Raw genomic sequence first — 23900 nt, 5'->3', positions numbered from 1 at the left:
GGCCCTTTGCTATTCATCCTACCGACGCAGCCGCGCCGGCGCTAATGACTTACTCGCCTTTCACGCGCTCGATGTTCGCACCCAGCGCGCGCAGCTTGTCTTCAATACGCTCATAGCCGCGATCGATGTGATAGATGCGATCGACAACGGTCACACCGTCGGCGATGCAGCCGGCGATCACCAGGCTGGCGGAAGCGCGCAGATCGGTCGCCATCACCTGAGCGCCGGACAGCTGTTCAACGCCATGGCAGATCACGGTGTTGCTCTCGATCTCCGCGTGTGCGCCCATGCGGATCAGTTCCGGCACGTGCATGAAGCGGTTTTCGAAGATGGTCTCGGTGATGACGCCAGTGCCTTCCGCCACCAGGTTCAGCAGGCTGAACTGAGCCTGCATGTCGGTCGGGAAGCCCGGGTGCGGCGCGGTGCGCACGGTGACCGCTTTCGGGCGCTTGCCGTGCATGTCCAGGCTGATCCAGTCTTCGCCCACTTCGATATCGGCACCGGCTTCGCGCAGCTTGGCCAGCACCGCATCCAGCGTGTCCGGACGGGTGTTGCGGCACATCACTTTGCCGCCGGAAACCGCGGCGGCGATCAGGAAGGTGCCGGTCTCGATGCGGTCAGGCAGCACGCGGTACACGCCGCCGCCCAGACGCTCGACGCCCTCGATGGTGATCTTGTCGCTGCCTGCGCCGCTGATCTTCGCGCCCAGCGTGTTGAGGAAGTTGGCGGTATCGACAATTTCCGGCTCACGCGCGGCGTTTTCGATAACGGTGGTGCCGGTCGCCAGGGTCGCGGCGCTCATGATGGTCACGGTCGCGCCCACGCTCACCTTGTCCATGACGATGTGCGCGCCCTTCAGGCGGCCCTCGACGGACGCCTTGACGTAGCCTTCTTCCAGCTTGATCTCGGCACCCAACTGCTCCAGGCCGGTGATGTGCAGATCGACCGGACGCGCGCCAATCGCGCAGCCGCCCGGCAGGGAAACCTGACCGCGGCCGAAACGCGCCACCAGCGGCCCCAGCGCCCAAATGGAAGCGCGCATGGTTTTCACCAGATCGTAAGGGGCGCAAAACTCGTTCACGCCGCTGGCGTCCACGAAGACCGAACCGTTGCGCTCAATCTTGGTACCCAACTGGTTGAGTAGTTTAATGGTGGTGTCGATGTCCTTCAGCTTAGGGACATTCTGCAGCTCGACCGGCTCTTCCGCCAACAGGGCGGCGAACAGGATCGGCAGGGCGGCGTTTTTGGCCCCGGAAATAGACACTTCACCGCTCAGGCGGGTCCGACCCTGCACACGAAATTTATCCATCTGACTACTCTCTGTTATCTAATCTGAAGCTGCCCGCCCGGCAGGGCAAACAGCCTTAAAATCCGTTGAGTTTGCGGTCTCGCTGCCACTCTTCAGGGGTGTACGCCTTAATAGACAAGGCATGAATGCGGTTGTCCGCAATGTATTCCATCAGCGGTGCGTAAACCGTCTGCTGTTTTTTGACGCGGCTCATGCCGGCGAACAGTTCACCGACCACGATCGCCTGAAAATGGCTACCGTCGCCCGTCACATGTACTTCATCCAGTGCCAATGCCTGCATCAGCACGTCTTTAATCTCGTTGGTTTCCATAGTATCCAGTTCTGCCGCTAAAGGATCATAAACAGCCTAGTATCTTAGTGGAATACGATGTTTTCTTAAACTAAAGAAAAAGCCCCTGCATAACAGGGGCTTTGTATCGTTTTACCACGCAAGAGCGGCCTAAAACGCCGCTAACCGGCGGTATCGACAGGCATTATCGCCTGCAGGTTGTAGAGCGCGATCAGCGTTTTCAGGCGCTCGGTAGCGCCGAAAATTTTCAGCGCTACGCCGCGTTGGCGCTGCTCTTCCTGCAGATGCAGCAACAGCGCCAGCCCGGCGGAGTCCACGCGCTGCAGTTGCGCCACGTCGATCGCGGTTTTATCCGCCATCAGCGCGGCGCGCTGCCGCCACAGCGGCTGCAGCGTTTCCCGGTCCAGTTCACCGCGCAGGATCAGCGTCTGCCGCTCTGATTCGAAGCTGAGCGCTGCCGACATCAGTTTTTCTTGTCCAGCGTGATAGGCTGCGCGGCGGCGGCCTGCAGCTGCTTGGTCAGGCCGTCGATGCCCTGAGTACGCAGCGTAGACGCCCACTCATTTTGCTTGGTGGTGATCATGCTGACGCCTTCGGCGATCATGTCATACGCCTGCCAGTAGCCGGTTTTGCTGTTCTTGCGCCATTGGAAATCCAGACGCACCGGCGGGCGGCCGCCGTTGTCGATGATGGTGACGCGAATAGCCACGATGTCGGCATTGCCCAGCGGCTGTTCAGGCGCGATCTGGTAAGTCTGGCCGTGATACATCGCCAGCGCCTGGCCGTAAGCCTGCTCCAGGTAAGCCTGGAAGGCGGTGAAGTAAGCTTCGCGCTGCGCAGGCGTTGCCTCTTTGTAGTAACGCCCCAGCACCAGCGCGCCGGCGTATTTCACCTGCACGAACGGCATCAGTTCCTGATGCACGATGGCACGCAGGTAGTTCGGGTCCTGCTTGATCTTCGGCTGTTCGTTCTTCAAACGGCTGAAAGTCTTCTGCGCCGCTTCTTGCATCATGCTGTAGGGATTGGTTTGGTCGGCTGCGCTCGCCAGCGGTACAACCACCAGCAGAGCCACCATCAGTAAACGTTTAAACATGCAGGTATCCTCTCTTAATGATTTGGAACAGCGGGTTGCGGTGCGGCGCCGGCAGCCGGCTCAGCGGCCGCGTCTCCCGATTTGGCGCTGTCCTGAGCGCCGCTTTTATACAGGAACTGGCCGATCAGGTCTTCCAGAACCATGGCTGATTTGGTGTCCTGAATGGTGCCGCCATCTTTCAGGATGGTGGTGCCCATATCAGGATCTTCAAAGCCCACGTTAAGCGCCAGATATTGCTCGCCCAGCAGGCCGGAGGTGCGGATCGCCAGCGAGCTGGTATCCGGGATTTGGTCGTACTTTTTCTGGATATCCAGCGCCACGCGCGGCGTGTAGGTTTTCGAATCGAGTTCGATGTCCGCCACGCGGCCGATCACCACGCCGCCAATTTTCACCGGCGAACGCGGTTTCAGGCCGCCGATGTTGTCGAACGTCGCGTAAATGCGGTAGGTCGGCTCGCTGCCGATCGATTTAAGGTTCGCCACCTGCAGGCAGATAAACACGATGGCGCACAGCGCGATCAGCATAAATGCCCCAACCCAGATTTCACTCTTCTTCGTTTGCATCGAATCAATTCCCAAACATCAGTGCGGTCAGCACGAAATCCAATCCCAACACCGCCAGTGACGAATGCACCACGGTACGCGTCGTCGCCCGGCTAATCCCTTCAGAGGTAGGCACGGCGTCGTACCCATTGAAAATGGCAATCCAGGTTACGGTAATGGCGAATACCACGCTTTTGATCAGGCAGTTGAGCAGATCTTTTTTCCACTCCACGGCGCCCTGCATCGCCGACCAGAAGAAGCCGCTGTCGATGCCCTTCCAATCCACGCCGACCACCGAACCGCCCCAAATGCCGATCGCCACGAAGATGATGGTCAGCAGCGGCATGCTGATAAGTCCGGCCCAGAAGCGCGGTGCCACGATGCGCCGCAGCGGATCGACCGCCATCATTTCCAGGCTGGAGATCTGCTCCGTCGCCTTCATCAGGCCGATTTCCGCCGTGAGCGCGGAACCGGCGCGGCCGGCAAACAGCAGCGCCGTGACCACCGGCCCCAGCTCGCGCAGCAGCGACAGCGCCACCATCATGCCAAGGCTGGCCTCGGCGCTGTAGGTGGTGAGCACGATATAGCCCTGCAGGCCCAGCACCATGCCGATAAACAGCCCGGAGACCATGATGATCAGCAGCGACTGCACGCCGACGCTGTAAAGCTGTTTCAACAATAGCGGCCACTGCTTGCCGGGTTCCGGCCGGCCAATCAACGCGTTGAACAGCATCAACCCGGCGCGGCCGAAGCTGGCGCTGGTGTTGATGCCACTGCGCCCCAACGACGCTAACGCTCTTAATAACATGAGCTTATTTACTCCCTAAGCCTAGCAGTTCGGTCTGATAATCCCCGGCCGGATAGCGGAACGGCACCGGCCCATCCGCTATACCATCCAGGAACTGGCGCACGCGCGCATCAGGATTGTTCTGCAATTGCTGCGTGGTGCCTTCGGCGATCACCCGGTTGTCGGCCACGATGTAGGCGTAGTCGGCGATGCTCAGCACCTCCGGCACGTCGTGCGACACCACGATGCAGGTAATGCCCAGCGCATGGTTCAGCTCATCGATCAGCTTGACCAGCACCCCCATGGTGATCGGATCCTGGCCAACGAAGGGTTCGTCGAACATGATCATCTCAGGGTCCAGCGCGATCGCGCGCGCCAACGCCGCCCGGCGCGCCATGCCGCCGGAAAGCTCATTGGGCATCAGCTGGGCCGCGCCGCGCAGCCCCACCGCTTCCAGCTTCATCAGCACCGTGCTGCGCAACAAAGGCTCCGGCAGGTTGCTGTGCTCGCGCAGCGGGTAGGCCACGTTTTCGAATACGGTCAAATCGGTAAACAGCGCGCCCGACTGGAACAGCATGCTCATCTTTTTGCGCGCGTCGTATAACTGACGGCGGGACAACGCGGGAATGTTGTCGCCGTCGAACCAAATCTCCCCGCTGTCCGGCGCCAGCTGGCCGCCGATCAGGCGCAGCAGCGTGGTTTTGCCGATGCCTGATGGCCCCATGATCGCCGTGACCTTACCGCGGGGCACCGTCAGGTTGATGTCTTCAAATATCCGTCGGTCGCCGCGCGAGAAGCTCATGTCGCGCACTTCGACCAAATTATCTGCCTTTTGGAGCATGTTAATGGACCCTTTACGACTCATCTTTTGCTGAATCTACCCGTGATGTTAAAGCAATGGGCGCAATCCGTCTCATCTTTACAAAAACTTACTGCCATTTCGCAACCAATGGTGCCATTGGTTTTACTTTTCCGCGCCACCCGGTCAAAATTGGCGCCATAACGAAAAAAAACGAAACTGTTCAACTATTAGCCGGGGAAAACCGTTGCTGCGGCTCAAACGCGCGCAACGGAGGGCAAGCAATACCGCCGCATTGACGGCTTTAACCAACGAACCGGGATAATACCCGACAAAGGACCCTGCATGTTTCTCGCGATAGCATTATTAATCGTTGGTTTATTTCTACTGGTGTACGGTGCAGACCGCTTAGTTTATGGTGCTGCCGTGATTTCCCGCTCGCTCGGCGTACCGCCGCTGATCATCGGCATGACCATCGTCGGCATCGGCACCTCGCTGCCGGAGCTGATCGTGTCTACCACCGCCGCGCTGAACGGGCAGATAGATATGGCCGTTGGCAACGTATTAGGTTCCAACATCACCAACATTTTATTGATTCTGGGCGTGGCGGCGCTGATTCACCCGCTGGCCGCGCGCTCTGAGATACTGCGGCGCGAACTGCCGCTGATGTTAGCGGTCACAGTATTATGCGGTTTCGTGTTGATGGACGGCACCCTGAGCAGGCTGGACGGCGTGCTGCTGCTGGCCGCCGCCGCCGGCTTCATCCTGCTGATGCTGAAAATCGCCCGGCTGGCGCAGCGCGAGGGCAGCGACAGCCTGACCATGGAGCAGATCGCCGAGCTGCCGCAGGACAGCAGCAATACCGTGGCGGTGCTGTGGCTGGTGCTGGCGTTTATCATTCTGCCGCTCTCTTCCAGAATGGTGGTCGATAACGCGACGGTGATCGCACACTATTTCGGTCTGAGCGAACTGGTGGTCGGTTTGACCATTATCGCCATCGGCACCAGCCTGCCCGAACTGGCCACCTCCATCGCCGGGGCGCTCAAGGGCGAGGATGATATGGCGATTGGCAATATCATCGGCTCCAATATTTTCAACACGGTGATCGTGCTGGGCGTACCCGCCCTGCTGTCGCCGGGCAGCGTTGACACCGCCGCCTTCCATCGCGATTACTGGGTGATGCTGGCGGCCAGCGTGCTGCTGAGCGTGCTGTGCATCGGCCGCAAACATCGCATCGGCCACCTGGCGGGCGCGCTGTTATTATGCGGCTTTATTGCGTATCTTGCGGTGCTGTTCTTTAACCCTTTCAGTACTTTCGGCTAAACCGACGGGAATGAGTATGTCGAACATTGAGTTGCAACCGGGCTTCGATTTTCAACAGGCCGGCAAAGAAGTGCTTCAGATAGAGCGTGAAGGGCTGGCTCAGCTCGACAGCTACATCAACGCAGACTTCACCCGCGCCTGCGAAACCATCGCCGCCTGCGGCGGCAAAGTGGTGGTGATGGGCATGGGCAAATCCGGCCACATCGGCTGCAAGATCGCCGCGACCTTCGCCAGCACCGGCACGCCCTCATTCTTCGTTCATCCGGCGGAGGCCAGCCATGGCGATTTAGGCATGGTCACCCCGCAGGACATCGTGCTCGCCATCTCCAACTCCGGCGAGTCCAGCGAGATCCTGGCGCTGATCCCGGTGTTGAAACGCCAACAGATCACCCTCATCTGTATGACTAACAATCCGGAAAGCTCGATGGGTAAAGCGGCGGATATCCACCTGTGCATCAAGGTGCCGCAGGAAGCCTGCCCGCTGGGGCTGGCGCCGACCACCAGCACCACCGCCACGCTGGTGATGGGCGATGCGCTGGCCGTCGCGCTGCTGAAAGCGCGCGGTTTCACGCCGGAAGATTTCGCGCTGTCGCATCCGGGCGGCGCACTCGGCCGCAAACTGCTGCTGCGGGTTAGCGATATCATGCACAGCGGCGATGAAATTCCCCACGTCAGCGCCGACGCCTCGTTGCGCGACGCGTTGCTGGAAATCACCCGCAAAAATCTGGGCCTGACGGTGATCTGCGACGATCTGATGAAAATCGCCGGCATCTTTACCGATGGCGACCTGCGCCGGGTGTTCGACATGGGCATCAACCTGCACGAGGCGAAGATTGCCGATGTCATGACGCCGGGCGGCGTGCGGGTGCGCCCCAACATCCTGGCGGTCGATGCATTGAACCTGATGCAACAACGCCACATCACCGCGCTGCTGGTTGCCGATGGCGACCAGTTGCTGGGTGTGGTACATATGCATGACATGCTGCGCGCCGGCGTCGTTTAATTAAGGAATAGAACGGAATGGGTATGGTAGAAACCTGCTACGGGCCGGTAGAACAAGAGGTTATGGCGCGTGCCGGGAACATCCGCCTGTTGATTTGCGACGTTGACGGCGTGCTGTCGGACGGCCTGATCTTCATGGGCAACAACGGTGAAGAACTGAAGGCGTTCAACGTGCGCGACGGCTACGGCATCCGCTGCTTGAAAACCTCAGACATCGAGGTGGCGATCATCACCGGGCGCTCCGCCAGGCTGCTGGAGGACCGCGCGCAGACGCTCGGCATCACCCATCTGTATCAGGGGCAGTCCGATAAGCTTTTGGCCTTCCGCGAACTGTTGGATAAACTGTCGTTAACGGCGGATCAGGTCGCCTATATCGGCGATGACCTGATCGACTGGCCGGTGATGGCGCAGGTCGGCCTGGCGGTCGCGGTGGCGGATGCCCATCCGCTGCTGACGCCGCGCGCCCACTACGTCACCCGCATTGCCGGCGGCCGCGGCGCGGTGCGCGAACTGTGCGACATCATTCTTTTGGCTCAAAATAAGCTGGAGGACGCCAAAGGGCTGTCGATATGAGTAAAACCAAACTGTGGATCACCATCCTGTTGACGGTGATCGTTCTGGCGCTGATCGGCTGGAACATGACGGACTTCAGCGACGACACGGCCCCTGGCCCGGTCAACGATCAGGATCCGACCTACCAGAGCCAGCACACGGTCACCGTGGTGTACAACCCGGCCGGCAAGCTGAATTACAAACTGGTGGCGGAAGACGCGAAGTATTACACCGCCGGCGAGCTGAGCTGGTTCACCCAGCCGGTGATGACGCTGTTCGATGAGAATGCGGTGGCCACCTGGTCAGTTCGCGCCGATCGCGCCAAACTGACTAAAGACCGAATGCTGTATCTGTATGGTCACGTCGAGGTGAACAGCCTGACCACCACCTCGCAGCTGGAAAAAATTAAGACGGACAACGCTCAGGTAAACCTGGTCACCCAGGACGTCACCTCCGATGACGAAGTCACGCTTTACGGGACCAATTTTACCTCTAACGGCATGAAAATGCGTGGGAACCTGCGGACCAAAACCGCTGAGCTGATTGATAAGGTTAAGACCAACTATGAAATTCAGAACCAAAAACCAACTCCGTAACCTGTTGCTCGGCAGCTTAGTTTTGGCCGCCAGCGCCCCCGCTCTGGCGCTGAAATCCGACTCCAGCCAGCCGGTCAGCATCGACTCGCTCAAGCAGTCGTTGGACATGCAAAGCAACGTCAGCACCTTCACCGACAACGTGGTGATCAAACAGGGCACCATCGATATTCGCGCCGACAAGGTGGTGGTCACCCGCCCGGGCGGAGATCAGAATAAGACCTATATTGAAGCGTTCGGCAACCCGGTAACCTTCTACCAGATGCAGGACAGCGGCAAGCCGGTCAAAGGCCACGCGCAGAAAGTGCGTTACGACGTGGCGACCCAGTTGGTGACCCTGACGGGCAACGCCTATCTGGAGCAGCTCGACAGCAACGTGAAAGGCGATCGCATCACCTATCTGGTGCAACAGCAGCAAATGCAGGCGTTTAGCGATAAAGGCAAACGCGTGACAACGGTTCTGGTACCGTCGCAGTTGCAAGACAAAAACGAGCAAAAAAAGAGTAACTAATCACTTATGGCAACACTCATCGCAGAAAACCTGGCGAAAGCCTACAAGGGCCGTAAAGTTGTCGAAGACGTCAGCCTGAAAGTGAAATCCGGCGAGATCGTCGGCCTGCTCGGCCCGAACGGTGCAGGTAAAACCACCACCTTCTACATGGTGGTCGGCATCGTGCCGCGCGACGCCGGGCGCATCGTGATCGACGAAGAAGACATCAGCCTGCTGCCGCTGCACGCCCGCGCGCGCCGCGGTATTGGCTATCTGCCGCAGGAAGCCTCGATCTTCCGCCGCCTGAGCGTGTACGACAACCTGATGGCGGTGCTGGAGATTCGCCCCGACCTCACCAGCGAACAGCGCGAAGACCGCGCCAAGGAGCTGATGGAAGAGTTCCATATCTCCCATCTGCGCGACAGCCTTGGCCAGGCGTTGTCCGGCGGTGAACGCCGCCGCGTCGAAATCGCCCGCGCGCTGGCGGCCAACCCGAAATTCATTCTGCTGGACGAACCCTTCGCCGGGGTGGATCCGATTTCCGTTATCGACATCAAAAAAATCATCGAGCACCTGCGTGACAGCGGCCTGGGCGTGCTGATCACCGACCACAACGTGCGCGAGACGCTGGACGTATGTGAACGCGCCTACATCGTCAGCCAGGGCAAACTGATTGCCCACGGCACGCCGGATGCTATTCTGGCCGACGAGCAGGTTAAACGCGTTTATCTGGGCGAAGAGTTCCGCCTCTAAGCGCCGGCGCGCCCTGCGGGGCGACACCGTTAACGGAAGTAGACAGAAAACTATGAAGCAAGGTTTGCAACTCAGGCTCAGTCAACAGCTGGCCATGACTCCTCAGCTCCAGCAGGCGATCCGCCTGCTGCAGTTGTCCACGCTTGAGCTTCAGCAAGAGATCCAGCTGGCGCTGGAGAGCAATCCGCTGCTTGAACAGACCGATCTGCACGACGAAATCGACGCCAAAGAAACCCAGGAGACCGAGGGGCTCGATACCCGCGAGGCGCTGGAACAGAAAGACATGCCGGAAGAGCTGCCGCTGGACGCCACCTGGGATGAGATCTACACCGCCGGCACGCCGTCCGGCACCGGCACCGACTACAGCGACGACGAGCTGCCGGTCTATCAGGGCGAGACCACCCAAACGCTGCAGGATTACCTGATGTGGCAGGTGGATCTGACGCCGTTTTCCGATACCGACGCCGCCATCGCCACCTCCATCGTCGACGCGGTGGACGACACCGGCTATCTCACCGTGCCGCTGGAAGACATTCTGGAAAGCCTGGGTGACGAAAACGTGACCCTCGAGGAAGTCGAGGCGGTGTTGAAGCGCGTGCAGCGTTTCGATCCGATCGGCGTCGCCGCGCGCGATCTGCGCGATTGCCTGCTGGTGCAGCTCTCCCAATACGCCAAAGACACCCCTTACCTGGCCGAAGCGCGGCTGATCATCAGCGACCATCTGGATCTGCTGGCCAACCATGACTTTCGCAGCCTGATGCGATCAACCCGGCTAAAAGAAGATACACTGAAAGAAGCGATGCTGCTGATTCAGTCGCTCGATCCGCGCCCGGGGCAGTCGATCAATACCGGCGAATCGGAATACGTGATTCCGGACGTGCTGGTGCGCAAGACGCAGAACAAATGGACGGTCGAGCTCAACGGCGACAGCGTGCCGCGTTTGAAGATCAATCAGCAATACGCCGCGCTGGGCAACAGCGCCCGCAGCGAAGCCGACGGCCAGTTCATCCGCAGCAACCTGCAGGAAGCCAAGTGGCTGATTAAAAGCCTGGAGAGCCGCAATGAGACGCTGCTGAAAGTCACCCGCTGCATCGTCGATCAACAGCAGGCGTTCTTCGAGCAAGGCGAAGAGTTTATGAAACCCATGGTGCTGGCGGATATCGCCCAGGCCGTGGAGATGCATGAATCGACGATCTCGCGCGTCACCACGCAGAAGTTTCTGCACAGCCCGCGCGGCATTTTCGAATTGAAATATTTCTTCTCCAGCCACGTGAATACCGACAGCGGCGGCGAAGCCTCCTCGACGGCGATCCGCGCGTTGGTGAAGAAATTGATTGCGGCGGAAAACCCCGCCAAACCACTCAGCGACAGCAAGCTGGCCACCCTGCTCGCCGATCAGGGGATCATCGTGGCGCGGCGCACCGTCGCCAAGTACCGAGAGTCTTTGTCCATCCCGCCGTCGAACCAGCGTAAACAGTTGGTTTGACCTCTATTGAGAAGGAAGACACTATGCAGCTCAACATTACCGGACACCACATCGAAATCACCGATCCGTTGCGCGAGTTCGTGAACAACAAGTTCGCCAAACTCGAACAGTATTTTGATCGCATCAATCAGGTGTATGTTGTATTAAGTGTGGAAAAAGTGCAGCAAATTGCGGAAGCAACGGTGCACGTGAATGGAGGCGAGTTGCACGCCACCTCGGAAGACGAGAATATGTATGCCGCAATTGATACGCTGATCGACAAATTGGCACGTCAATTGAACAAACATAAAGACAAATTGAAGCAACACTGACACCCTAACCCATTCCATGAGGCGGCATCCGTCGCCGCCTCACCCTTCGGCGCGTGACCCGCATGGGTGACGCGCCGAACGGTAATCAGGGTTAAAACCGACGAAAAACCGCCTTGCCGGGTTCGCCCGGCGGCGCGGTTTTAAGTGAAGATGAGATGAACAACGAATATATGCAATTAAGCTCGGTGTTAAACATCGAGTGCACCAAAAGCTCGGTACACTGCACCAGCAAGAAGCGGGCTTTGGAAATTATCAGCGAACTGGCCGCCAAACAGCTCAATCTGCCTTCGCAGGTGGTGTTTGACGCGGTTCTCACCCGGGAGCGCATGGGCAGCACCGGTATCGGCAACGGTATCGCCATTCCCCACGGCAAACTGGAAGAGGACACACTGCGGGCCGTTGGCGTGTTTATCCGTCTCGACCAACCCATCGCTTTCGACGCTATCGACAACCAGCCGGTCGACCTGCTGTTCGCGCTGCTGGTGCCTGCCGATCAGTGCAAAACCCATTTGCATACGCTGTCGCTGGTCGCCAAACGCCTGGCCGACAAAACCGTATGCCGCCGCCTGCGCGCCGCGCAGAGCGACGAAGAACTTTACCAAATCATCACCGAGTGATGCCCGGCCGGCGTGACTTCCAGCCCGGATAACGATACTGTTTTACGATGATGGATCCGGCTGCGGCCGGAATAACAAAGTTTAACGGTGGCGATGAACGCCGCCGCGATGCCAGGGGAGTTGCCACATGGTGCTGATGATTGTCAGCGGCCGTTCCGGTTCCGGAAAATCCGTCGCCTTGCGGGCGCTGGAAGACATGGGTTTTTACTGCGTTGACAACCTGCCGGTGGTGCTGCTGCCGCAGCTCGCCAATACGCTGGCGGAACGCAATATCTCCGCAGCGGTCAGCATCGACGTGCGCAACATGCCTGAATCACCGGAAGTGTTCGAATACGCGATGACTCAGCTGCCGGACAGCTTCTCGCCGCAGTTGCTGTTCCTCGACGCCGATCGCAACACGCTGATCCGCCGCTACAGCGACACCCGCCGCCTGCACCCGCTCTCCAGCAAAAACCTGTCGCTGGAAAGCGCCATCGACGAAGAGAGCGATCTGCTCGAACCGCTGCGCTCGCGGGCGGACCTGATTATCGACACCTCGGAAATGTCGGTACATGAGCTGGCCGAAATGCTGCGCACCCGCCTGCTGGGCAAGCGCGAGCGCGAACTGACCATGGTGTTCGAATCCTTCGGCTTCAAACACGGCATCCCGATCGACGCCGACTACGTGTTCGACGTGCGCTTCCTGCCGAACCCGCACTGGGATCCGAAGCTGCGGCCGATGACCGGCCTGGACAAACCGGTGGCGTCGTTCCTCGATCGCCATACCGAAGTGCACAACTTCATCTACCAGACCCGCAGCTATCTGGAACAGTGGCTGCCGATGCTGGAAACCAACAACCGCAGCTACCTGACGGTCGCCATCGGCTGTACCGGCGGCAAGCACCGTTCGGTGTACGTGGCGGAACAGCTGGCCGATTACTTCCGCTCGCGCGGCAAGAACGTGCAGTCGCGCCACCGCACGCTGGAAAAGCGCAAACAATGACGGTCAAACAGACGGTTGAAATCAAAAACAAGCTGGGCATGCACGCGCGCCCGGCGATGAAACTGTTCGAACTGGTGCAAAGCTTCGACGCCGAAGTGATGCTGCGCAACGAAAGCGGCACCGAAGCCGAAGCCAGCAGCGTCATCGCGCTGCTGATGCTGGACTCCGCCCAGGGCCGGCATATCGAAGTCGAAGCGACCGGCCCCGACGAAGTCAACGCGCTGGCGGCGGTGGTCGAGCTGTTCAACTCCGGGTTTGATGAAGATTAGTCGCTGAGACTCTCCCCATGCGTCGCCTCGGCGCATGTGTTGCCTCCCCCCTCCCATAACGTAGCCCTCCCGTTTCTCACTTTGCGAATCCGCTTCCAGAATCAGCCGTAACCGCCTGTAAATTCACGTCATGGATTTACCCCCACCACGATAATCGCAATAGTGTGTAACGCAAAAACAGACAACAGGCGGGTGTTTCCCCACGCTTTGCTTACGGGACAACGAAAAGTTTACAATTTGTGAACTTCACCGGCAGTCGCTATAATGTTCACCGGGTAGGAATCGAAGGAACGATGCATATCATTTCCAGGGAACCGTTCAATAACGCAACGAAGCAATATCCCAATGAAGCCACTGCTCTCGAGGCCATTTATAAAGCATTGCGACGGGGCGAGTTCCGCACGCCGGACGAGTTAAAAGCGCTTTTTCCTTCGCTCGATCGTATGAAATACAAAGAGAAATGGTGGGTCATTGACGTCGGCGGCAACCACCTGCGGATCTTGTTCTTTGCCAGCTTCGAGACACAGAAAGTCTTCATAAAGCATATCGTTAGCCACGCCGAATACGACAAGCTGATGCAGCACTATCGAAGGAGTTCATCATGATTACAGATGCCATTAAGGCGGCCGATGCGCTACTGCGCGCCGTGCCCTTGTTGCAGGGCAGCCGCGCTCAGCAAGACTACCGGGAAGCGCTTGAATTGGTGGAATACCTGCTGGAAAACGACGAACACCATCCGCTGATTGACATGCTGGCAAAAAAGATCGCCGAATATGAAGACAACAGCGCCGAATTTACCGCATTCAACCAGCGTATCGCCCAGTTACCACAGGGGGTAGCCGCGCTTCGCGTCCTTATGGAACAGCACCAACTCAGCCAAAGTGATTTTGAACATGAGATCGGTAAAAAGTCGTTGGTTAACCAAATTCTGAACGGTAAAAGATCGCTGACCATTCCGCACATTATGGCGCTGGCCAAGCGTTTCAATCTGCCCCCGGCCCTGTTCCTGCCGGAAGCGGATTAGCCCTCAACTCCGGCTCAGGCAGTCCAGCGCCACCGCTTTGAAGCTGTCGAAGCTGTCGCTGCCCAGCAGGCGGCTCATTGAACGTTCACGCACGAAGGTGACGAACAGCTCGTAGATCGCCATCGCCTCTTCATAATCGCTCTTGCTGATCGCCAGCAGGAAAATCACGTGCGCAACCTCACCTTCCCCCCAGGCGACGCCCTGCGGCGCCAGCAGCGTCACCACCACGGTCTTCTTCGCCAGCAGCCCCAGCGAATGCGGCAGCGCGATGCCCTCGCCCAGCAGCGTGGAAACGATCGCCTCGCGTTCGACCACCGACGGATAAAAGTCCGCGCCGACGTACCCTTCTCGCTCCAGCTGGCCGCACACCCGGCTGAACAGCTCCGCCTGCGTCAGCGGCTCGTTGAGCACCATAAAATGTTCGGCGTCGAAGAACTTCTCCAGCATGTACGGCCGGGTGCGATCCACCAGCACCAGCTTGCCCAGTTGCTCCAGCTGATAATCGGTCGGAAACGGCGACATCACCACCACCGGCTTGTTCTTCTCGCCGATGCGGGCGTTGGAAATCACGAAGTCTTCGTCGATGTGCGCGAGCATCTCGTAATCGCGCAGCGAAACGATGCGCGTCATCACCAGCTGCGGATACTTGCGCGCAATCTGCGCCTGGATCATGCGCACCGTCGAGTTGCCGGTGTCGCACACCAGCATCACCTGCGGGTGGCGTTCATAACCGATGTTGTAATGCCGCTCCAGCCCCACGCCGATGTGCAACACCAGATAGCCGATTTCGTTCTCGCTCAGCGTATAAGGCGTGTACTTGCCCCAGCTGGAGACCGCCGCCAGCGTCACGTCGTAAGCCATCGGATAGTGCTGCTTGATGTTGGCCAGCAGCGGATTGGGGATGTTGATCTGGTATTTCACCCGCGTAATCATGGTCTTGATATGGGTGAGCAGATCGGCCCGCAGCTGCTCGTCGCCCTGCAGGTTGTAGTTATAGTGTGCGTTGATGTAGGACAGGATGTAGTCCACCAGCGCCTCTTCATCGTCGGCGTTGATCTCGGTCGGCTGCACGTCCTGCACGCGCCGTGCGGCGATGTTGACCCGCAGATAGGCCTCTTCGGCCATCGAGATCTCTTTGCCGGAGGCCGCGCGCAGCTCCGCCGCCAGACGGGTCGACACCTGACGCACCGCCTCGTCGCCGTCCTCCACCTCGAAGTCCGGCAGCGGATAACCGTCGTTGATGCGCCGCAGCGCCACCGCACAGTAGAAGATCAGGTACTGCTCGCCCTCGTCGGTCAGGCGAATGGCGTATTGCGACAACAGCGGGTGCAACAATCCGGCGAACGCCGCCACCTGAGGCTGCAACAGGATCTCGTTGTTGAGCAACGGGTTCTCGGCGTCGGCCAACTGCAGCTGGAACAGCAGATCGGTCAGGCAGGCGCGGATCGCCATCTCCGCGCCGAACAGCTTCATGCCGTAGCGCGGCTTGGTTTCGATCGTCAATTGATAGTGCGCCAGACGCTCTCTCACCTCAGCCATGTCGTTTTGCAGCGTGCCGCGGCTGACGAACCACTCGTCGGCCAGATCTTCCAGTTTGAGGGAGAAGGCTGAGGTCAAAAAACGCACCAGCAGATAATGCACCCGCTCCTGCGCGCTGCGCGGGGTGGCCTGTTTGCGGCGCTCCTGATGCTGCAGGGCGCTGAATAGCGCGGCGTTATCGACCTGCAAACGATAGCCGGCCCCGCGGCTATGCACGAAGCGCGCACCGTATTTGTCCAGGATCTCGTTCAGCGCGGTGATATCCGCCCGCACCGTGCGGGTGGACACGGCGAAACGCTTCGCCAGCTCATCCTGCGGCAAAGTCTCGGTTTGCAAAGCATCGAACAAGTAAGCCAAACGCGGGTAAGGAAATCGCACCATTCTGTGTCCGTCAATCAGGCGGCCCACCCGGCGAACCGGGCGGGCCACGGGTTACTTCGCCGGCGGCAGGAACGCCATTTGCGAGGGGCTGCCGATCGGCAGATAGCCGCCCACAAAGCTGAGTTTGCCGTCCGTCGGGTTGACGCTGAAGCGAGTGACGTTATCGCTGCGCTGGTTCAGCGCATACAGATAGCGGCCATCCGGGCTCAGCGCCAGCGAACGCGGATAATCGCCGCGGGTCCAGGTTTCCGCCACCGGTTTCAACTCGCCGCCGGCGCCCACGCTGAACTGGGCAATGCTGTTATGCAGCCGGTTGGCGACGTACAGCGTGTCGCCGTTCTTGCTGAGCGCCAGCCCCGAAGCGAAGCTGGTGCCCTGATAGTCGGCGGGCAGCGCGGAAACCGCATGCAGTTGTTTCAGAGTACCTTTTTGGCGATCAAAACGGTAGCTGGTCAACGTCGAGGCCTCTTCGTTCACCAGCAGCACGGTGTCGCCGTCCGGGTGGAACACAAAGTGGCGCGGGCCGGCGCCGGCGGAAGAGGCGGCGATCCACGGCGGATCGTTCGGCGTCAGCCGGCCGCTCGCGGCGTCAAAGCGCCATTGGTAGATGCGATCCAACCCCAGATCGGTGGAGAACACGAACTTGCCGCTCGGATCGCTGGCGATCATATGGGCATGCGGGCCATTGTGATCGCTGATGGCGAAGCTGCCGTTCACCGCCGCCGCCGGTTTGGCCGCGCCCGCCGGGCCCTGCTGTTGCTGCACCGAGCTGGCGGCGCCCAGGCTGCCGTCCGCTTCAATCGGGAAAGCCGCCACGCTGCCGCTGACATAGTTCGCCACCAGCAGATGGCGGCCGTCCGGCGTCGAGGAGAGATACACCGGCCCTGCCCCCTGCGAATCTACCTGGTTGAGCTGCGTCAGTGCGCCATCGGCCGGATTGACCCGGTAAGCGGTGATGCCACCGTGTTTGCCGCCGTTGAAGTCGGCCACTTCACTGGCGACATACAGCGTCTTGCCGTCAACGCTCAGCGTCAGCTGCGCCGGATTCGGCACTTTGCTGACCAGCGTGGCGTGGCTCAACGCGCCGCTGGCCGGATCGACCTGCACCCGGTAAACGCCTTCGCCGTTGGGATTGTAGGTGCCGATATAGGCGAAATGAGATGACGTGGAGTTCATTGCATCCTCAGCATGCAGCGCCGGGCCGGTCACGGCCAGCAGCGCCAGGAACAACGCGGTGCGTCGGGTTGGAACCTGCCAGTTTCGCATAGTAATCCTCAGTATAGGTAAGGCGCGGCATGCCGCGCCACGGGAAAACCTTCGCCTCCCAGCGTTTACCTCATCCCATTACGCGTTCAACCCACCAGCTTTTTGGTCATCGCCAGCAGGGTTTTCACGTCCTGCGGACGCGTGTCGCCGCTGGCGGCGTCGATGATCGAGCTGTAGATATGCGGGATCACGCGTTTCACGCCGGCCGCCAGGGCGATCTCAACGATCGGCTCGTAGTTTTCCAGATCGATGCCGCCGGTCGGCTCCAACATGAAGTCATGCTCGGCGCAGGCCTTGGCGACGTATTGGTATTCGTCCTTGCACTTCAGGCCGCCCATCGGGAAATACTTGATGGAACTGCCGCCCATGTCCTTCAGCAAAGCGATGGCGGTTTCCACCGGCACGATGCCGTCCGGCGCCGCGGCGCTCAATGGGCCGGTAGAGATCTTCACCCAGCCGACGCGGCCGGTCGGCGACACCAGGCCGTTGACCACGCTGTCGTTCTGGCCCAGCAGCGCGCGGCTGGCGCCGACGCCGGTAAACACCTGGTTAACGTGCTGCGGCTGCACCTGCTGAGCGATCAGGCTGACCATCGCCGACTGCTTCGGATCGCCGGCGCCCAGGCCGACCGACAGCGCGTTTTCAATCAGGCGCGCATAGCGCAGCATGTCGGTCACCGCGCTGTCGACGTCCGGGTAGTTCTTGGAAAGCACGCCCACCAGCACATGGCCTTCCGCCGCCGCGTAAATGTCCTGCGCGTTGGCTTTGGAGCCGGCCAGCACGTTCAGGCAGACGCGGTCGCGATAGTAGTTAGGCTGCAGCTTCATGCTTGTTTCTCCGTAAACAGGTTCTTGATACAGCTAAAGACGGTCATCAGCTGTTGCTCGTCGACGCTGCGCACGTCGACCTCAATCTTGCCCTCGTTGGCCTTGTAGCCGCGGAAGTAGATGGCGATGTCGCCGGTTTTCAGCGCCTGGACGATGTCATAGGTCGACCGCCCCAGCACCGCCTCATCAAAGGTGATCTCGGCGCGGGCGATATCGCGGCCGGCGCTGTCCCAGACGGTTTTGGCGCTGACGCCGGTCAGGGTGTTGAGGCTGTTGAGGAACGGCGTCATCCGCGCCACCATCTGTTGCCCGGTGGTTTTCTCAAGCGTCAGATAGCTTTCAATTGCCTGCGTCAGGCCGAGGATGCCCTCTTTGCCGACCTTCATCGCCCGGCCGATGCCGCCGGACTGCAGCTTCACCCACTCGACGTACTGTTTCTTGCCAATAACCAAGCCGCTGGTCGGCCCCTCGATGGCTTTGGCGCCGCTGTAGATCACCAGATCGGCCCCCATCTGGTAGTAACACATCAGATCTTCTTCCGCCGCGGCGTCGACGATCAGCGGCAGGTTATGTTTACGCGCCACCACCGCCGCCTGTTCGACGGACAGAATGCTTTTCTGCACGCAGTGGTGCGATTTGACGTACAGGATCGCCGCCGTCTGCGGCGTGATGCAGGCTTCAATCTGCTCCGGCGAACATTCATTGGCGTAGCCCGCCTCCACCACCTTGCCGCCGCCCAGCGCCACCATGGTGTCCACCGGCGCGCCGAAGTTGACGTTGTGGCCGCGCGGCAGCACGATCTCGCGCGGCACGGCGATCGGCGCCGAGTGCAGGTTCACCAGCAGATTGGCGTTATCTTTAACGATCACCGCCGCCACTGACTGGGCGATCCCCGCCGAGGCGCAGGAAACGATCACCGCGTCCTCCACATTGAGCAGATCGGCGATGTAGGCGCCGGTCTTGTTGACCAGATCCTTGATTTCGAAATAGTGGTTCAGGCCGTAATCAACGGCGTCGATCACGTCCTGGCGCGGCGTGGAAACGCCGAGAATGGTCATGCGGCCGGAGGTGTTGATCACCTGCTTCAAACCGTATTTTTCATAAATCGAAGACATGGCTTGCCTCCCCTTGTTCGGTTAATAGGATTTCCCCGGCCACCACCGCAGCCAGCGGCACCAACAGCCGTTCGCCCTCGGCGGTTTGCCCTTCGGCGTCGGCGAACACCTGCGGTTCGCGGCGCAGTTCAAACAGCGTGAAATCGGCGTCATAGCCCGGCTCCAGCCGCCCTTTGCCGCTGAGCTGCAGCGCCGACGCGGCGTTCTCCGTCACGCAGGCGATCACCTGCGGCAGCGTCAGGCCGACGCTGAAGAATTTGGACATCACCGTCGCCAAGCTATGCACCGGCCCGTTCATGCGGTTGCGGCAGTAAATATCGGAGCTGATGGTGTGCGGCAAAATGCCCAGTTTGATCGCCTGGCGCGCCACCTCGAAGCTGAAGCTGGCGGTGCCGTGCCCCACGTCGAGCAACACGCCGCGCCGCAGCGCGCGCTGGATAGACTCGCGCAATGTGCCCGCCGGCGTCAGAATGCGGTTCGGTTTGCCGTTGTAGCAGTGGGTGATGATGTCGCCGCGGGTCAGCAGATCGGCGATGTCGTCCAGATCCGGCGGGTTGTTGCCGATATGCACCATCAGCGGCAGCTGGCGGTTTTCCTGCTGGATCTCTTTGGCCAACACCAGCGGCCGGGTACCGTTTTTCCCCACCACGCTGCTGCTCATGCGCGCCTTGATGCCGATGATGAAACCGGGGTGATTGGCGATGGCCTGGCCGGCCTCGCGCTTGTCGATGTCCGTCAACTCCGCCAGCTCGTTCTGCCGCAGCAGGCCGATGCGCGAGATGTTGAGGAAGGCGAAAACGTTTGTTTTGGCGCTGCGCGTCAGCTGATAAAAGGCGTCGATATCGTCGGCGCCGGTGCTGCCGGCGTCGACCACGCTGGTGACGCCGCTGGCGACGCCGACCCGATCCGGCTCGTCATGGTAAATCGGCGATTCGGGATAGCAGTGCACGTGCGCATCGATCCAACCGGCGCTCAGGCGGCAGTTGCCCGCCAGATCCAGCTGGCGAACGGCGCTGACGTCCGCCGCCAGCCGCCCCACCGAGGCTATTTTGCCGTCCTTTACCGCCAGATCGATCAGCATATCGTCCGCCAGTCTGGCGCCTCTGATTACTAAGTCATACATACCGCATTGCTCCTGTTAGCCCGGGCGCCGCCTCAGCCTCGGGCGGCGCCTGGCGCAGGCCTCTTAAGAAATGGCTACCGGGAAGATCGCCCCCAGGATCATCGCGCCGAGGATCGCTCCGCCGGTGATCGGTTTACCCCAGATATAGAACAGCAGCGCGCCGAGCAGCGAACCGATGCCGATCGGGATCGAAGCGGTCATCGCCGACAGGATGATCAACGGCCCGAGGAAACGGCCCGACGAGTTGCCCGCGCCCATCATCACGTCCGCGCCGTAGGTGGAGTTGCTCTGATTGATGGTGAATTTGCGCGCCAGGATGATCACGTAACCGATCGCCAGGCCGATGATCAGACCGGTGGCCAGCGACGCGGCGAAGTTGGCGACCGGGAACACGATGCCGGCCCCCAGCAGCAGCGCCGGTACGCCCAGCCCGACGCCGGTCTGGATCGCGCCGCCGATGTCGAGGATGCCCACCAGCGAGCCTTCGATGATGCGCGCGAACAGGAAGCTGGCGCCGAACGCCGCCACCGCGCCGTACACGCCGGTATCCATCCCCGCCCGCAGCATGGAGACGAAGGCCACTTCGTTAAAGGCGCCGATGCCGTACAGGTAGTACATGTGCGTCCCGGCGAACACGCCGGAGGACAGCAGGCCAACAAAAATCGGGAATGACCAGTCGGCGTACCAGAAGCCTTTTTGGGTTTGCTCTTCCATCATCCCGCTCCTTATTTACCGCTCAGGGTGTTGTGAATGGCGTCCAGCCAGCCCGGCACGCCGAGGCTGAAGGACTCGAGAACTTTCATGTCGAAGCCGCGGAAGAAGCCGCTCAGCACGAACAGCAGCACGATCACCGCCATCATGATCTTGGTGATCTTGTTCCAGCCGCTCTCTTCCACGCCCTTGCCGATCAGAATGCCCAGCACCAGGCCCGGTACGGCGTTGCCCATGATCAGCTGCGCCAGGCCGCCGAAGATGGTGCCCCAGAAGCCGGAACGGCGCCCGGCGTCGATCGCCGCCAGCCAGAAGATCACCGGCATCACGGTGTTCACCAGCAGGTTGGCCGCCGGCACCAGCACCTTGATCGCGGTAACCTGCAGCGCGGCAGGCACGGCGGAAGCGGTGGTATTGAGGAAGGCCACCACCAGCATGCCGATGATGCCGCAGGCGATAGCCATTTTTTTCGGATCGTGCAGCGTTTGCGCCAGATTGCGATTCTTGACCATCAGGGCCGCCGCACCCCAGTGCGGGATGATGCGGTGATCGACGTCCTGCGTGAAGGAGCCCGCCGCCACGGAAGACGCCCAGGCGTTGAAGAAGAAGCCCAGACCGAATGAGAAGTGGGAAGCCGGATCGCCCTCGCAGGAGTTCAGCTCGCCCAGGGTGCGAAACGCTCCCATGCCCTGTGTTGTCGGCGCGTGGAACATGCGTGCGGCGCCGGCCCCTACGCCGACCCCCACCAGCCCACCGATAATAATCGATTTAAATAAGATGATTAAAAACATCAGTATACCCTTTCATTTATGCTAACGTTTTTATTTCGTGACGAAGACAACCTTCTCGGTATTGATAATGGTTACGTTCACGGTTATTTCCAGAGAAACGGCATAGCTCTTTCTTTCACGCGGCAAAAAGAAGAAAAGAAATTTCTCTTTAGTTATTTTCTCTTCCGCCTTCACTACGCTGACGTCCTGCGGCTCGATGCGCAGCAGAATATTGTTGGTGGACTTTAATACCGCGCCCTGCACATTAGCCAAGGCGGAAGCAAAAGCTTTCGCTTTGCTGTCGCCTTTACCCTCCACCTTTACCGATGTGGTATATTGCTCTTTCATTATGGGTTGCCATGTTTTTTGACGTAGGCTTCCACCAGTTTCTGGCCCAGCTCTTCTTTATCCATAAAGCCGAAACCCAGCACGTTGCAGCCTTCGTTAATTGCCGTCACGCCCTCTTCCACCGAACGCATGCCGTATTTGGCTTTGTAGCCGTATTTGGTTTGCGCGGTAATCGCACCGGCGCCGCCACTGCCGCAAAAAGAGATGCCCAGCTGCGCGTTTTCCGCTTTCATGACGTCGCCCAGCTTCATATCCGCCGCCACGCCGGGGATGACCACCGCTTTTCCGCCTGCGTTTTCAACGCCCTGGCCGACTTTTTTCCCTTTGCCCAAACGATCGCCGATCACTACGGTAATTTGACCCATGGTATATTCTCCTGATTGAAATCGATGCGTTAACCGCTATGCGTTATTATCTTTCGCCACTTCGAAGTGCACGGACAGCAAATAGGCCTCTTCGATAGGCAATGTGCCAAACTGATCCACCACGCGCTCCGCCATTTGCATGGACTCGGCGGAAATTTCGTCGAACAATGATTTATCCACCTCCGGCAACGGCTCGCCGGTTATTGAGCGCAGCACCATGGCGCGAATATGCGATTCCAGCATCTGTTGCTGCACCGCATTGGTATAAATATTCTCAGCATTCAGCATCGCGGTAATATCCGCCAGCACCCGAGCGGTGATCTCACCGGCTTCGCTGATATCGGATTGTTCAATTTCTTTTAATGAAGCAGATCCATCATTCACTTTTCAGTACCCCTAGATCCCACATTAATCAGTAAGCCGTAAAGCGCATCACCTGAATAACCCGCTTTCTGTGATGTCTTTACCCTACCCCCGGCAAGATTTTCTGTGGAGACCGGTTTTTTCCAGTTCGAAGTGGAAATCGAATGACGCGCGGAGATCCATTTCGCAAAACGGCGCTGCGGCGAAAAAGTGAATGAGATAACAAATACATAACCCGGCTAACGGTTTTTTTTGCCTCGATTGACGATAAAAGCCTTCGTGATCGGGATCTCTTTCTTTTCTCGCCCCAACCGCCTACTATCAATGGGACAAATCGACATTACCCACACCCCCGCTCCTCTGGCGCGGGGGTGTTGCTTTGTGTTGTTTTTCCGAATTTATGGGCGCACAGACTGGCGCCCTTTGATTTGACTGGAGAGTGGAATGACCAAACCCATCATTACTATTAATGAGCTGGATGCGGAACGCCTGGATGCGCTATTGGAACAACCGGCCTTTGCCAACACCGACGTCGCCGCCGCGCTGAACGACGAGTTGGATCGCGCGGAAATCCTGCCGCCGGAGAAAATGCCGGCCAACGTGGTGACCATGAACAGCCGCGTGCGTTTTCGCGATCTGCACACCGATGAAGAGCATGTGCGCACGCTGGTCTACCCAGCTTCGCTGAAAGACAGCCACGATCAGCTGTCTGTGATGGCGCCGCTGGGCGCAGCGCTGCTCGGCATGCACGTCGGCAAGCAGATCTCCTGGCAATTGCCAAACGGTGAAGAAGCGCGGATTGAAGTGCTGGAATTGCTGTACCAGCCGGAAGCGGCGGGCGAATACCACCGTTAAGCGGTTTTCAGGGCGG

31 protein-coding genes are annotated in these 23900 nt (G+C 59.5%); 14 read left to right on the top strand and 17 right to left on the bottom strand.

Annotated features, from left to right (window positions below):
* Nucleotides 1-49: 49 nt before the first annotated feature.
* The 7 genes from murA to mlaF form a co-directional block, all read right to left on the bottom strand.
* Nucleotides 50-1309, bottom strand: a complete 1260-nt coding sequence (murA, locus tag ACMGF7_RS10635) for a UDP-N-acetylglucosamine 1-carboxyvinyltransferase (RefSeq protein WP_004937068.1) — start codon at nucleotides 1307-1309, stop codon at nucleotides 50-52.
* A 55-nt stretch (nucleotides 1310-1364) separates the two neighbouring features.
* On the bottom strand, nucleotides 1365-1619 hold the full coding sequence (ibaG, locus tag ACMGF7_RS10630) for a BolA family iron metabolism protein IbaG (RefSeq protein WP_004937066.1): 255 nt from the start codon (nucleotides 1617-1619) through the stop codon (nucleotides 1365-1367).
* 140 nt (nucleotides 1620-1759) lie between these two features.
* Complete coding sequence (gene mlaB / locus ACMGF7_RS10625) at nucleotides 1760-2062, bottom strand: lipid asymmetry maintenance protein MlaB (protein ID WP_004937064.1); 303 nt, start codon at nucleotides 2060-2062, stop codon at nucleotides 1760-1762.
* Complete coding sequence (gene mlaC / locus ACMGF7_RS10620; protein WP_420286432.1) at nucleotides 2062-2691, bottom strand: phospholipid-binding protein MlaC; 630 nt, start codon at nucleotides 2689-2691, stop codon at nucleotides 2062-2064. The genes mlaB and mlaC overlap by 1 nt, the downstream gene beginning before the upstream one ends.
* A 14-nt stretch (nucleotides 2692-2705) precedes the next feature.
* Entirely contained in the window at nucleotides 2706-3254 is a 549-nt protein-coding gene (gene mlaD, locus ACMGF7_RS10615) for an outer membrane lipid asymmetry maintenance protein MlaD (protein ID WP_420286431.1), read from the bottom strand.
* 4 nt (nucleotides 3255-3258) lie between these two features.
* Complete coding sequence (gene mlaE, locus ACMGF7_RS10610) at nucleotides 3259-4041, bottom strand: lipid asymmetry maintenance ABC transporter permease subunit MlaE (RefSeq protein WP_004937059.1); 783 nt, start codon at nucleotides 4039-4041, stop codon at nucleotides 3259-3261.
* Nucleotides 4042-4045: 4 nt separating this feature from the next.
* Nucleotides 4046-4861: a phospholipid ABC transporter ATP-binding protein MlaF gene (mlaF, locus tag ACMGF7_RS10605; protein WP_004937055.1), complete on the bottom strand. Its 816-nt coding sequence runs from the start codon at nucleotides 4859-4861 to the stop codon at nucleotides 4046-4048.
* A 303-nt stretch (nucleotides 4862-5164) separates the two neighbouring features.
* Here mlaF and ACMGF7_RS10600 point away from each other — a divergent pair, with 303 nt between their 5' ends.
* The 13 genes from ACMGF7_RS10600 (at nucleotide 5165) to ACMGF7_RS10540 (ending at nucleotide 14221) form a co-directional block, all read left to right on the top strand.
* Nucleotides 5165-6142 carry a calcium/sodium antiporter gene (locus ACMGF7_RS10600; RefSeq protein WP_015379175.1) on the top strand — a complete coding sequence of 326 codons (978 nt, stop codon included), beginning with the start codon at nucleotides 5165-5167 and terminating at the stop codon, nucleotides 6140-6142.
* A 16-nt stretch (nucleotides 6143-6158) separates the two neighbouring features.
* The gene (gene kdsD / locus ACMGF7_RS10595) at nucleotides 6159-7145 is read left to right on the top strand and encodes an arabinose-5-phosphate isomerase KdsD (RefSeq protein ID WP_004937051.1); all 987 of its coding nucleotides are present in this window, start codon (nucleotides 6159-6161) and stop codon (nucleotides 7143-7145) included.
* Nucleotides 7146-7162: 17 nt separating this feature from the next.
* Nucleotides 7163-7717, top strand: a complete 555-nt coding sequence (gene kdsC / locus ACMGF7_RS10590) for a 3-deoxy-manno-octulosonate-8-phosphatase KdsC (protein WP_004937049.1) — start codon at nucleotides 7163-7165, stop codon at nucleotides 7715-7717.
* Nucleotides 7714-8292, top strand: a complete 579-nt coding sequence (gene lptC, locus ACMGF7_RS10585; RefSeq protein WP_004937047.1) for an LPS export ABC transporter periplasmic protein LptC — start codon at nucleotides 7714-7716, stop codon at nucleotides 8290-8292. Before kdsC ends, lptC begins: the two co-directional genes overlap by 4 nt.
* A complete protein-coding gene (gene lptA, locus ACMGF7_RS10580; RefSeq protein ID WP_004937045.1) occupies nucleotides 8261-8800 on the top strand; it encodes a lipopolysaccharide ABC transporter substrate-binding protein LptA in 540 nt (179 codons plus the stop codon). The genes lptC and lptA overlap by 32 nt, the downstream gene beginning before the upstream one ends.
* Nucleotides 8801-8806: 6 nt before the next feature.
* A complete protein-coding gene (lptB, locus tag ACMGF7_RS10575; protein ID WP_004937040.1) occupies nucleotides 8807-9532 on the top strand; it encodes an LPS export ABC transporter ATP-binding protein in 726 nt (241 codons plus the stop codon).
* Nucleotides 9533-9584: 52 nt separating this feature from the next.
* Nucleotides 9585-11018 (top strand): RNA polymerase factor sigma-54, encoded by a 1434-nt coding sequence (gene rpoN / locus ACMGF7_RS10570; RefSeq protein WP_021505109.1) that lies wholly within the window; start codon nucleotides 9585-9587, stop codon nucleotides 11016-11018.
* Nucleotides 11019-11041: 23 nt separating this feature from the next.
* The gene (gene hpf / locus ACMGF7_RS10565; protein WP_004937038.1) at nucleotides 11042-11329 is read left to right on the top strand and encodes a ribosome hibernation promoting factor; all 288 of its coding nucleotides are present in this window, start codon (nucleotides 11042-11044) and stop codon (nucleotides 11327-11329) included.
* A gap of 155 nt (nucleotides 11330-11484) precedes the next feature.
* On the top strand, nucleotides 11485-11946 hold the full coding sequence (gene ptsN, locus ACMGF7_RS10560) for a PTS IIA-like nitrogen regulatory protein PtsN (protein ID WP_016930212.1): 462 nt from the start codon (nucleotides 11485-11487) through the stop codon (nucleotides 11944-11946).
* Between the two features lie 127 nt (nucleotides 11947-12073).
* On the top strand, nucleotides 12074-12928 hold the full coding sequence (gene rapZ / locus ACMGF7_RS10555) for an RNase adapter RapZ (RefSeq protein ID WP_015379177.1): 855 nt from the start codon (nucleotides 12074-12076) through the stop codon (nucleotides 12926-12928).
* On the top strand, nucleotides 12925-13197 hold the full coding sequence (gene npr / locus ACMGF7_RS10550; protein WP_004937034.1) for a PTS phosphocarrier protein NPr: 273 nt from the start codon (nucleotides 12925-12927) through the stop codon (nucleotides 13195-13197). The genes rapZ and npr overlap by 4 nt, the downstream gene beginning before the upstream one ends.
* Before the next feature lie 293 nt (nucleotides 13198-13490).
* Nucleotides 13491-13802 (top strand): type II toxin-antitoxin system HigB family toxin, encoded by a 312-nt coding sequence (locus ACMGF7_RS10545; protein WP_004937033.1) that lies wholly within the window; start codon nucleotides 13491-13493, stop codon nucleotides 13800-13802.
* Nucleotides 13799-14221 (top strand): helix-turn-helix domain-containing protein, encoded by a 423-nt coding sequence (locus tag ACMGF7_RS10540; RefSeq protein ID WP_015379178.1) that lies wholly within the window; start codon nucleotides 13799-13801, stop codon nucleotides 14219-14221. The genes ACMGF7_RS10545 and ACMGF7_RS10540 overlap by 4 nt, the downstream gene beginning before the upstream one ends.
* Nucleotides 14222-14224: 3 nt before the next feature.
* Here ACMGF7_RS10540 and ACMGF7_RS10535 read toward each other — a convergent pair whose 3' ends face one another.
* The 10 genes from ACMGF7_RS10535 to ACMGF7_RS10490 all read right to left on the bottom strand — a co-directional run bounded on the left by ACMGF7_RS10535 (nucleotide 14225) and on the right by ACMGF7_RS10490 (nucleotide 23020).
* Nucleotides 14225-16141, bottom strand: a complete 1917-nt coding sequence (locus ACMGF7_RS10535) for a BglG family transcription antiterminator (RefSeq protein ID WP_015379179.1) — start codon at nucleotides 16139-16141, stop codon at nucleotides 14225-14227.
* A 51-nt stretch (nucleotides 16142-16192) separates the two neighbouring features.
* A complete protein-coding gene (locus tag ACMGF7_RS10530) occupies nucleotides 16193-17407 on the bottom strand; it encodes a lactonase family protein (protein ID WP_085337186.1) in 1215 nt (404 codons plus the stop codon).
* A gap of 86 nt (nucleotides 17408-17493) precedes the next feature.
* Nucleotides 17494-18234, bottom strand: a complete 741-nt coding sequence (dagF, locus tag ACMGF7_RS10525) for a 2-dehydro-3-deoxy-phosphogluconate aldolase (RefSeq protein WP_033648993.1) — start codon at nucleotides 18232-18234, stop codon at nucleotides 17494-17496.
* Nucleotides 18231-19349 carry a DgaE family pyridoxal phosphate-dependent ammonia lyase gene (locus ACMGF7_RS10520; RefSeq protein ID WP_021505110.1) on the bottom strand — a complete coding sequence of 373 codons (1119 nt, stop codon included), beginning with the start codon at nucleotides 19347-19349 and terminating at the stop codon, nucleotides 18231-18233. Before ACMGF7_RS10520 ends, dagF begins: the two co-directional genes overlap by 4 nt.
* Entirely contained in the window at nucleotides 19333-20472 is a 1140-nt protein-coding gene (locus ACMGF7_RS10515; RefSeq protein ID WP_164095409.1) for an amidohydrolase/deacetylase family metallohydrolase, read from the bottom strand. Before ACMGF7_RS10515 ends, ACMGF7_RS10520 begins: the two co-directional genes overlap by 17 nt.
* 63 nt (nucleotides 20473-20535) lie before the next feature.
* Entirely contained in the window at nucleotides 20536-21186 is a 651-nt protein-coding gene (locus ACMGF7_RS10510; RefSeq protein ID WP_004937013.1) for a DUF4310 family protein, read from the bottom strand.
* 11 nt (nucleotides 21187-21197) lie between these two features.
* On the bottom strand, nucleotides 21198-21974 hold the full coding sequence (locus tag ACMGF7_RS10505) for a DUF4311 domain-containing protein (RefSeq protein ID WP_004937006.1): 777 nt from the start codon (nucleotides 21972-21974) through the stop codon (nucleotides 21198-21200).
* A gap of 30 nt (nucleotides 21975-22004) precedes the next feature.
* Nucleotides 22005-22301, bottom strand: a complete 297-nt coding sequence (locus ACMGF7_RS10500; protein ID WP_004937003.1) for a DUF4312 family protein — start codon at nucleotides 22299-22301, stop codon at nucleotides 22005-22007.
* Nucleotides 22301-22666: a glycine-rich SFCGS family protein gene (locus ACMGF7_RS10495; RefSeq protein ID WP_197836291.1), complete on the bottom strand. Its 366-nt coding sequence runs from the start codon at nucleotides 22664-22666 to the stop codon at nucleotides 22301-22303. The genes ACMGF7_RS10500 and ACMGF7_RS10495 overlap by 1 nt, the downstream gene beginning before the upstream one ends.
* 36 nt (nucleotides 22667-22702) lie before the next feature.
* Nucleotides 22703-23020 (bottom strand): glycine dehydrogenase, encoded by a 318-nt coding sequence (locus tag ACMGF7_RS10490; RefSeq protein WP_086016691.1) that lies wholly within the window; start codon nucleotides 23018-23020, stop codon nucleotides 22703-22705.
* A 453-nt stretch (nucleotides 23021-23473) separates the two neighbouring features.
* Here ACMGF7_RS10490 and rnk point away from each other — a divergent pair, with 453 nt between their 5' ends.
* The gene (rnk, locus tag ACMGF7_RS10485; protein WP_004936993.1) at nucleotides 23474-23884 is read left to right on the top strand and encodes a nucleoside diphosphate kinase regulator; all 411 of its coding nucleotides are present in this window, start codon (nucleotides 23474-23476) and stop codon (nucleotides 23882-23884) included.
* The last annotated feature ends 16 nt before the right edge of the window (nucleotides 23885-23900 follow it).

The organism is Serratia sp. BNK-17, assembly GCF_048684935.1.
Classification (GTDB): Bacteria; Pseudomonadota; Gammaproteobacteria; order Enterobacterales; family Enterobacteriaceae; genus Serratia; species Serratia nematodiphila.
This window is presented reverse-complemented; position numbering and strand designations above follow the sequence as displayed.

Coding starts and splice junctions, on each gene's coding strand:
- ACMGF7_RS10545 (WP_004937033.1), top strand. CDS start 13,491: ATGCATATCATTTCCAGGGAACCGTTCAATAACGCAACGAAGCAATAT.
- mlaC (WP_420286432.1), bottom strand. CDS start 2,691: ATGTTTAAACGTTTACTGATGGTGGCTCTGCTGGTGGTTGTACCGCTG.
- mlaE (WP_004937059.1), bottom strand. CDS start 4,041: ATGTTATTAAGAGCGTTAGCGTCGTTGGGGCGCAGTGGCATCAACACC.
- ACMGF7_RS10510 (WP_004937013.1), bottom strand. CDS start 21,186: ATGGAAGAGCAAACCCAAAAAGGCTTCTGGTACGCCGACTGGTCATTC.
- rapZ (WP_015379177.1), top strand. CDS start 12,074: ATGGTGCTGATGATTGTCAGCGGCCGTTCCGGTTCCGGAAAATCCGTC.
- murA (WP_004937068.1), bottom strand. CDS start 1,309: ATGGATAAATTTCGTGTGCAGGGTCGGACCCGCCTGAGCGGTGAAGTG.
- mlaB (WP_004937064.1), bottom strand. CDS start 2,062: ATGTCGGCAGCGCTCAGCTTCGAATCAGAGCGGCAGACGCTGATCCTG.
- ACMGF7_RS10505 (WP_004937006.1), bottom strand. CDS start 21,974: ATGTTTTTAATCATCTTATTTAAATCGATTATTATCGGTGGGCTGGTG.
- ptsN (WP_016930212.1), top strand. CDS start 11,485: ATGAACAACGAATATATGCAATTAAGCTCGGTGTTAAACATCGAGTGC.
- ACMGF7_RS10515 (WP_164095409.1), bottom strand. CDS start 20,472: ATGTATGACTTAGTAATCAGAGGCGCCAGACTGGCGGACGATATGCTG.
- dagF (WP_033648993.1), bottom strand. CDS start 18,234: ATGAAGCTGCAGCCTAACTACTATCGCGACCGCGTCTGCCTGAACGTG.
- lptC (WP_004937047.1), top strand. CDS start 7,714: ATGAGTAAAACCAAACTGTGGATCACCATCCTGTTGACGGTGATCGTT.
- ACMGF7_RS10530 (WP_085337186.1), bottom strand. CDS start 17,407: ATGCGAAACTGGCAGGTTCCAACCCGACGCACCGCGTTGTTCCTGGCG.
- mlaD (WP_420286431.1), bottom strand. CDS start 3,254: ATGCAAACGAAGAAGAGTGAAATCTGGGTTGGGGCATTTATGCTGATC.
- mlaF (WP_004937055.1), bottom strand. CDS start 4,861: ATGCTCCAAAAGGCAGATAATTTGGTCGAAGTGCGCGACATGAGCTTC.
- rnk (WP_004936993.1), top strand. CDS start 23,474: ATGACCAAACCCATCATTACTATTAATGAGCTGGATGCGGAACGCCTG.
- npr (WP_004937034.1), top strand. CDS start 12,925: ATGACGGTCAAACAGACGGTTGAAATCAAAAACAAGCTGGGCATGCAC.
- ACMGF7_RS10520 (WP_021505110.1), bottom strand. CDS start 19,349: ATGTCTTCGATTTATGAAAAATACGGTTTGAAGCAGGTGATCAACACC.
- ACMGF7_RS10540 (WP_015379178.1), top strand. CDS start 13,799: ATGATTACAGATGCCATTAAGGCGGCCGATGCGCTACTGCGCGCCGTG.
- ACMGF7_RS10500 (WP_004937003.1), bottom strand. CDS start 22,301: ATGAAAGAGCAATATACCACATCGGTAAAGGTGGAGGGTAAAGGCGAC.
- lptA (WP_004937045.1), top strand. CDS start 8,261: ATGAAATTCAGAACCAAAAACCAACTCCGTAACCTGTTGCTCGGCAGC.
- ACMGF7_RS10535 (WP_015379179.1), bottom strand. CDS start 16,141: ATGGTGCGATTTCCTTACCCGCGTTTGGCTTACTTGTTCGATGCTTTG.
- kdsC (WP_004937049.1), top strand. CDS start 7,163: ATGGGTATGGTAGAAACCTGCTACGGGCCGGTAGAACAAGAGGTTATG.
- ACMGF7_RS10600 (WP_015379175.1), top strand. CDS start 5,165: ATGTTTCTCGCGATAGCATTATTAATCGTTGGTTTATTTCTACTGGTG.
- ibaG (WP_004937066.1), bottom strand. CDS start 1,619: ATGGAAACCAACGAGATTAAAGACGTGCTGATGCAGGCATTGGCACTG.
- hpf (WP_004937038.1), top strand. CDS start 11,042: ATGCAGCTCAACATTACCGGACACCACATCGAAATCACCGATCCGTTG.
- lptB (WP_004937040.1), top strand. CDS start 8,807: ATGGCAACACTCATCGCAGAAAACCTGGCGAAAGCCTACAAGGGCCGT.
- kdsD (WP_004937051.1), top strand. CDS start 6,159: ATGTCGAACATTGAGTTGCAACCGGGCTTCGATTTTCAACAGGCCGGC.
- rpoN (WP_021505109.1), top strand. CDS start 9,585: ATGAAGCAAGGTTTGCAACTCAGGCTCAGTCAACAGCTGGCCATGACT.
- ACMGF7_RS10495 (WP_197836291.1), bottom strand. CDS start 22,666: ATGGGTCAAATTACCGTAGTGATCGGCGATCGTTTGGGCAAAGGGAAA.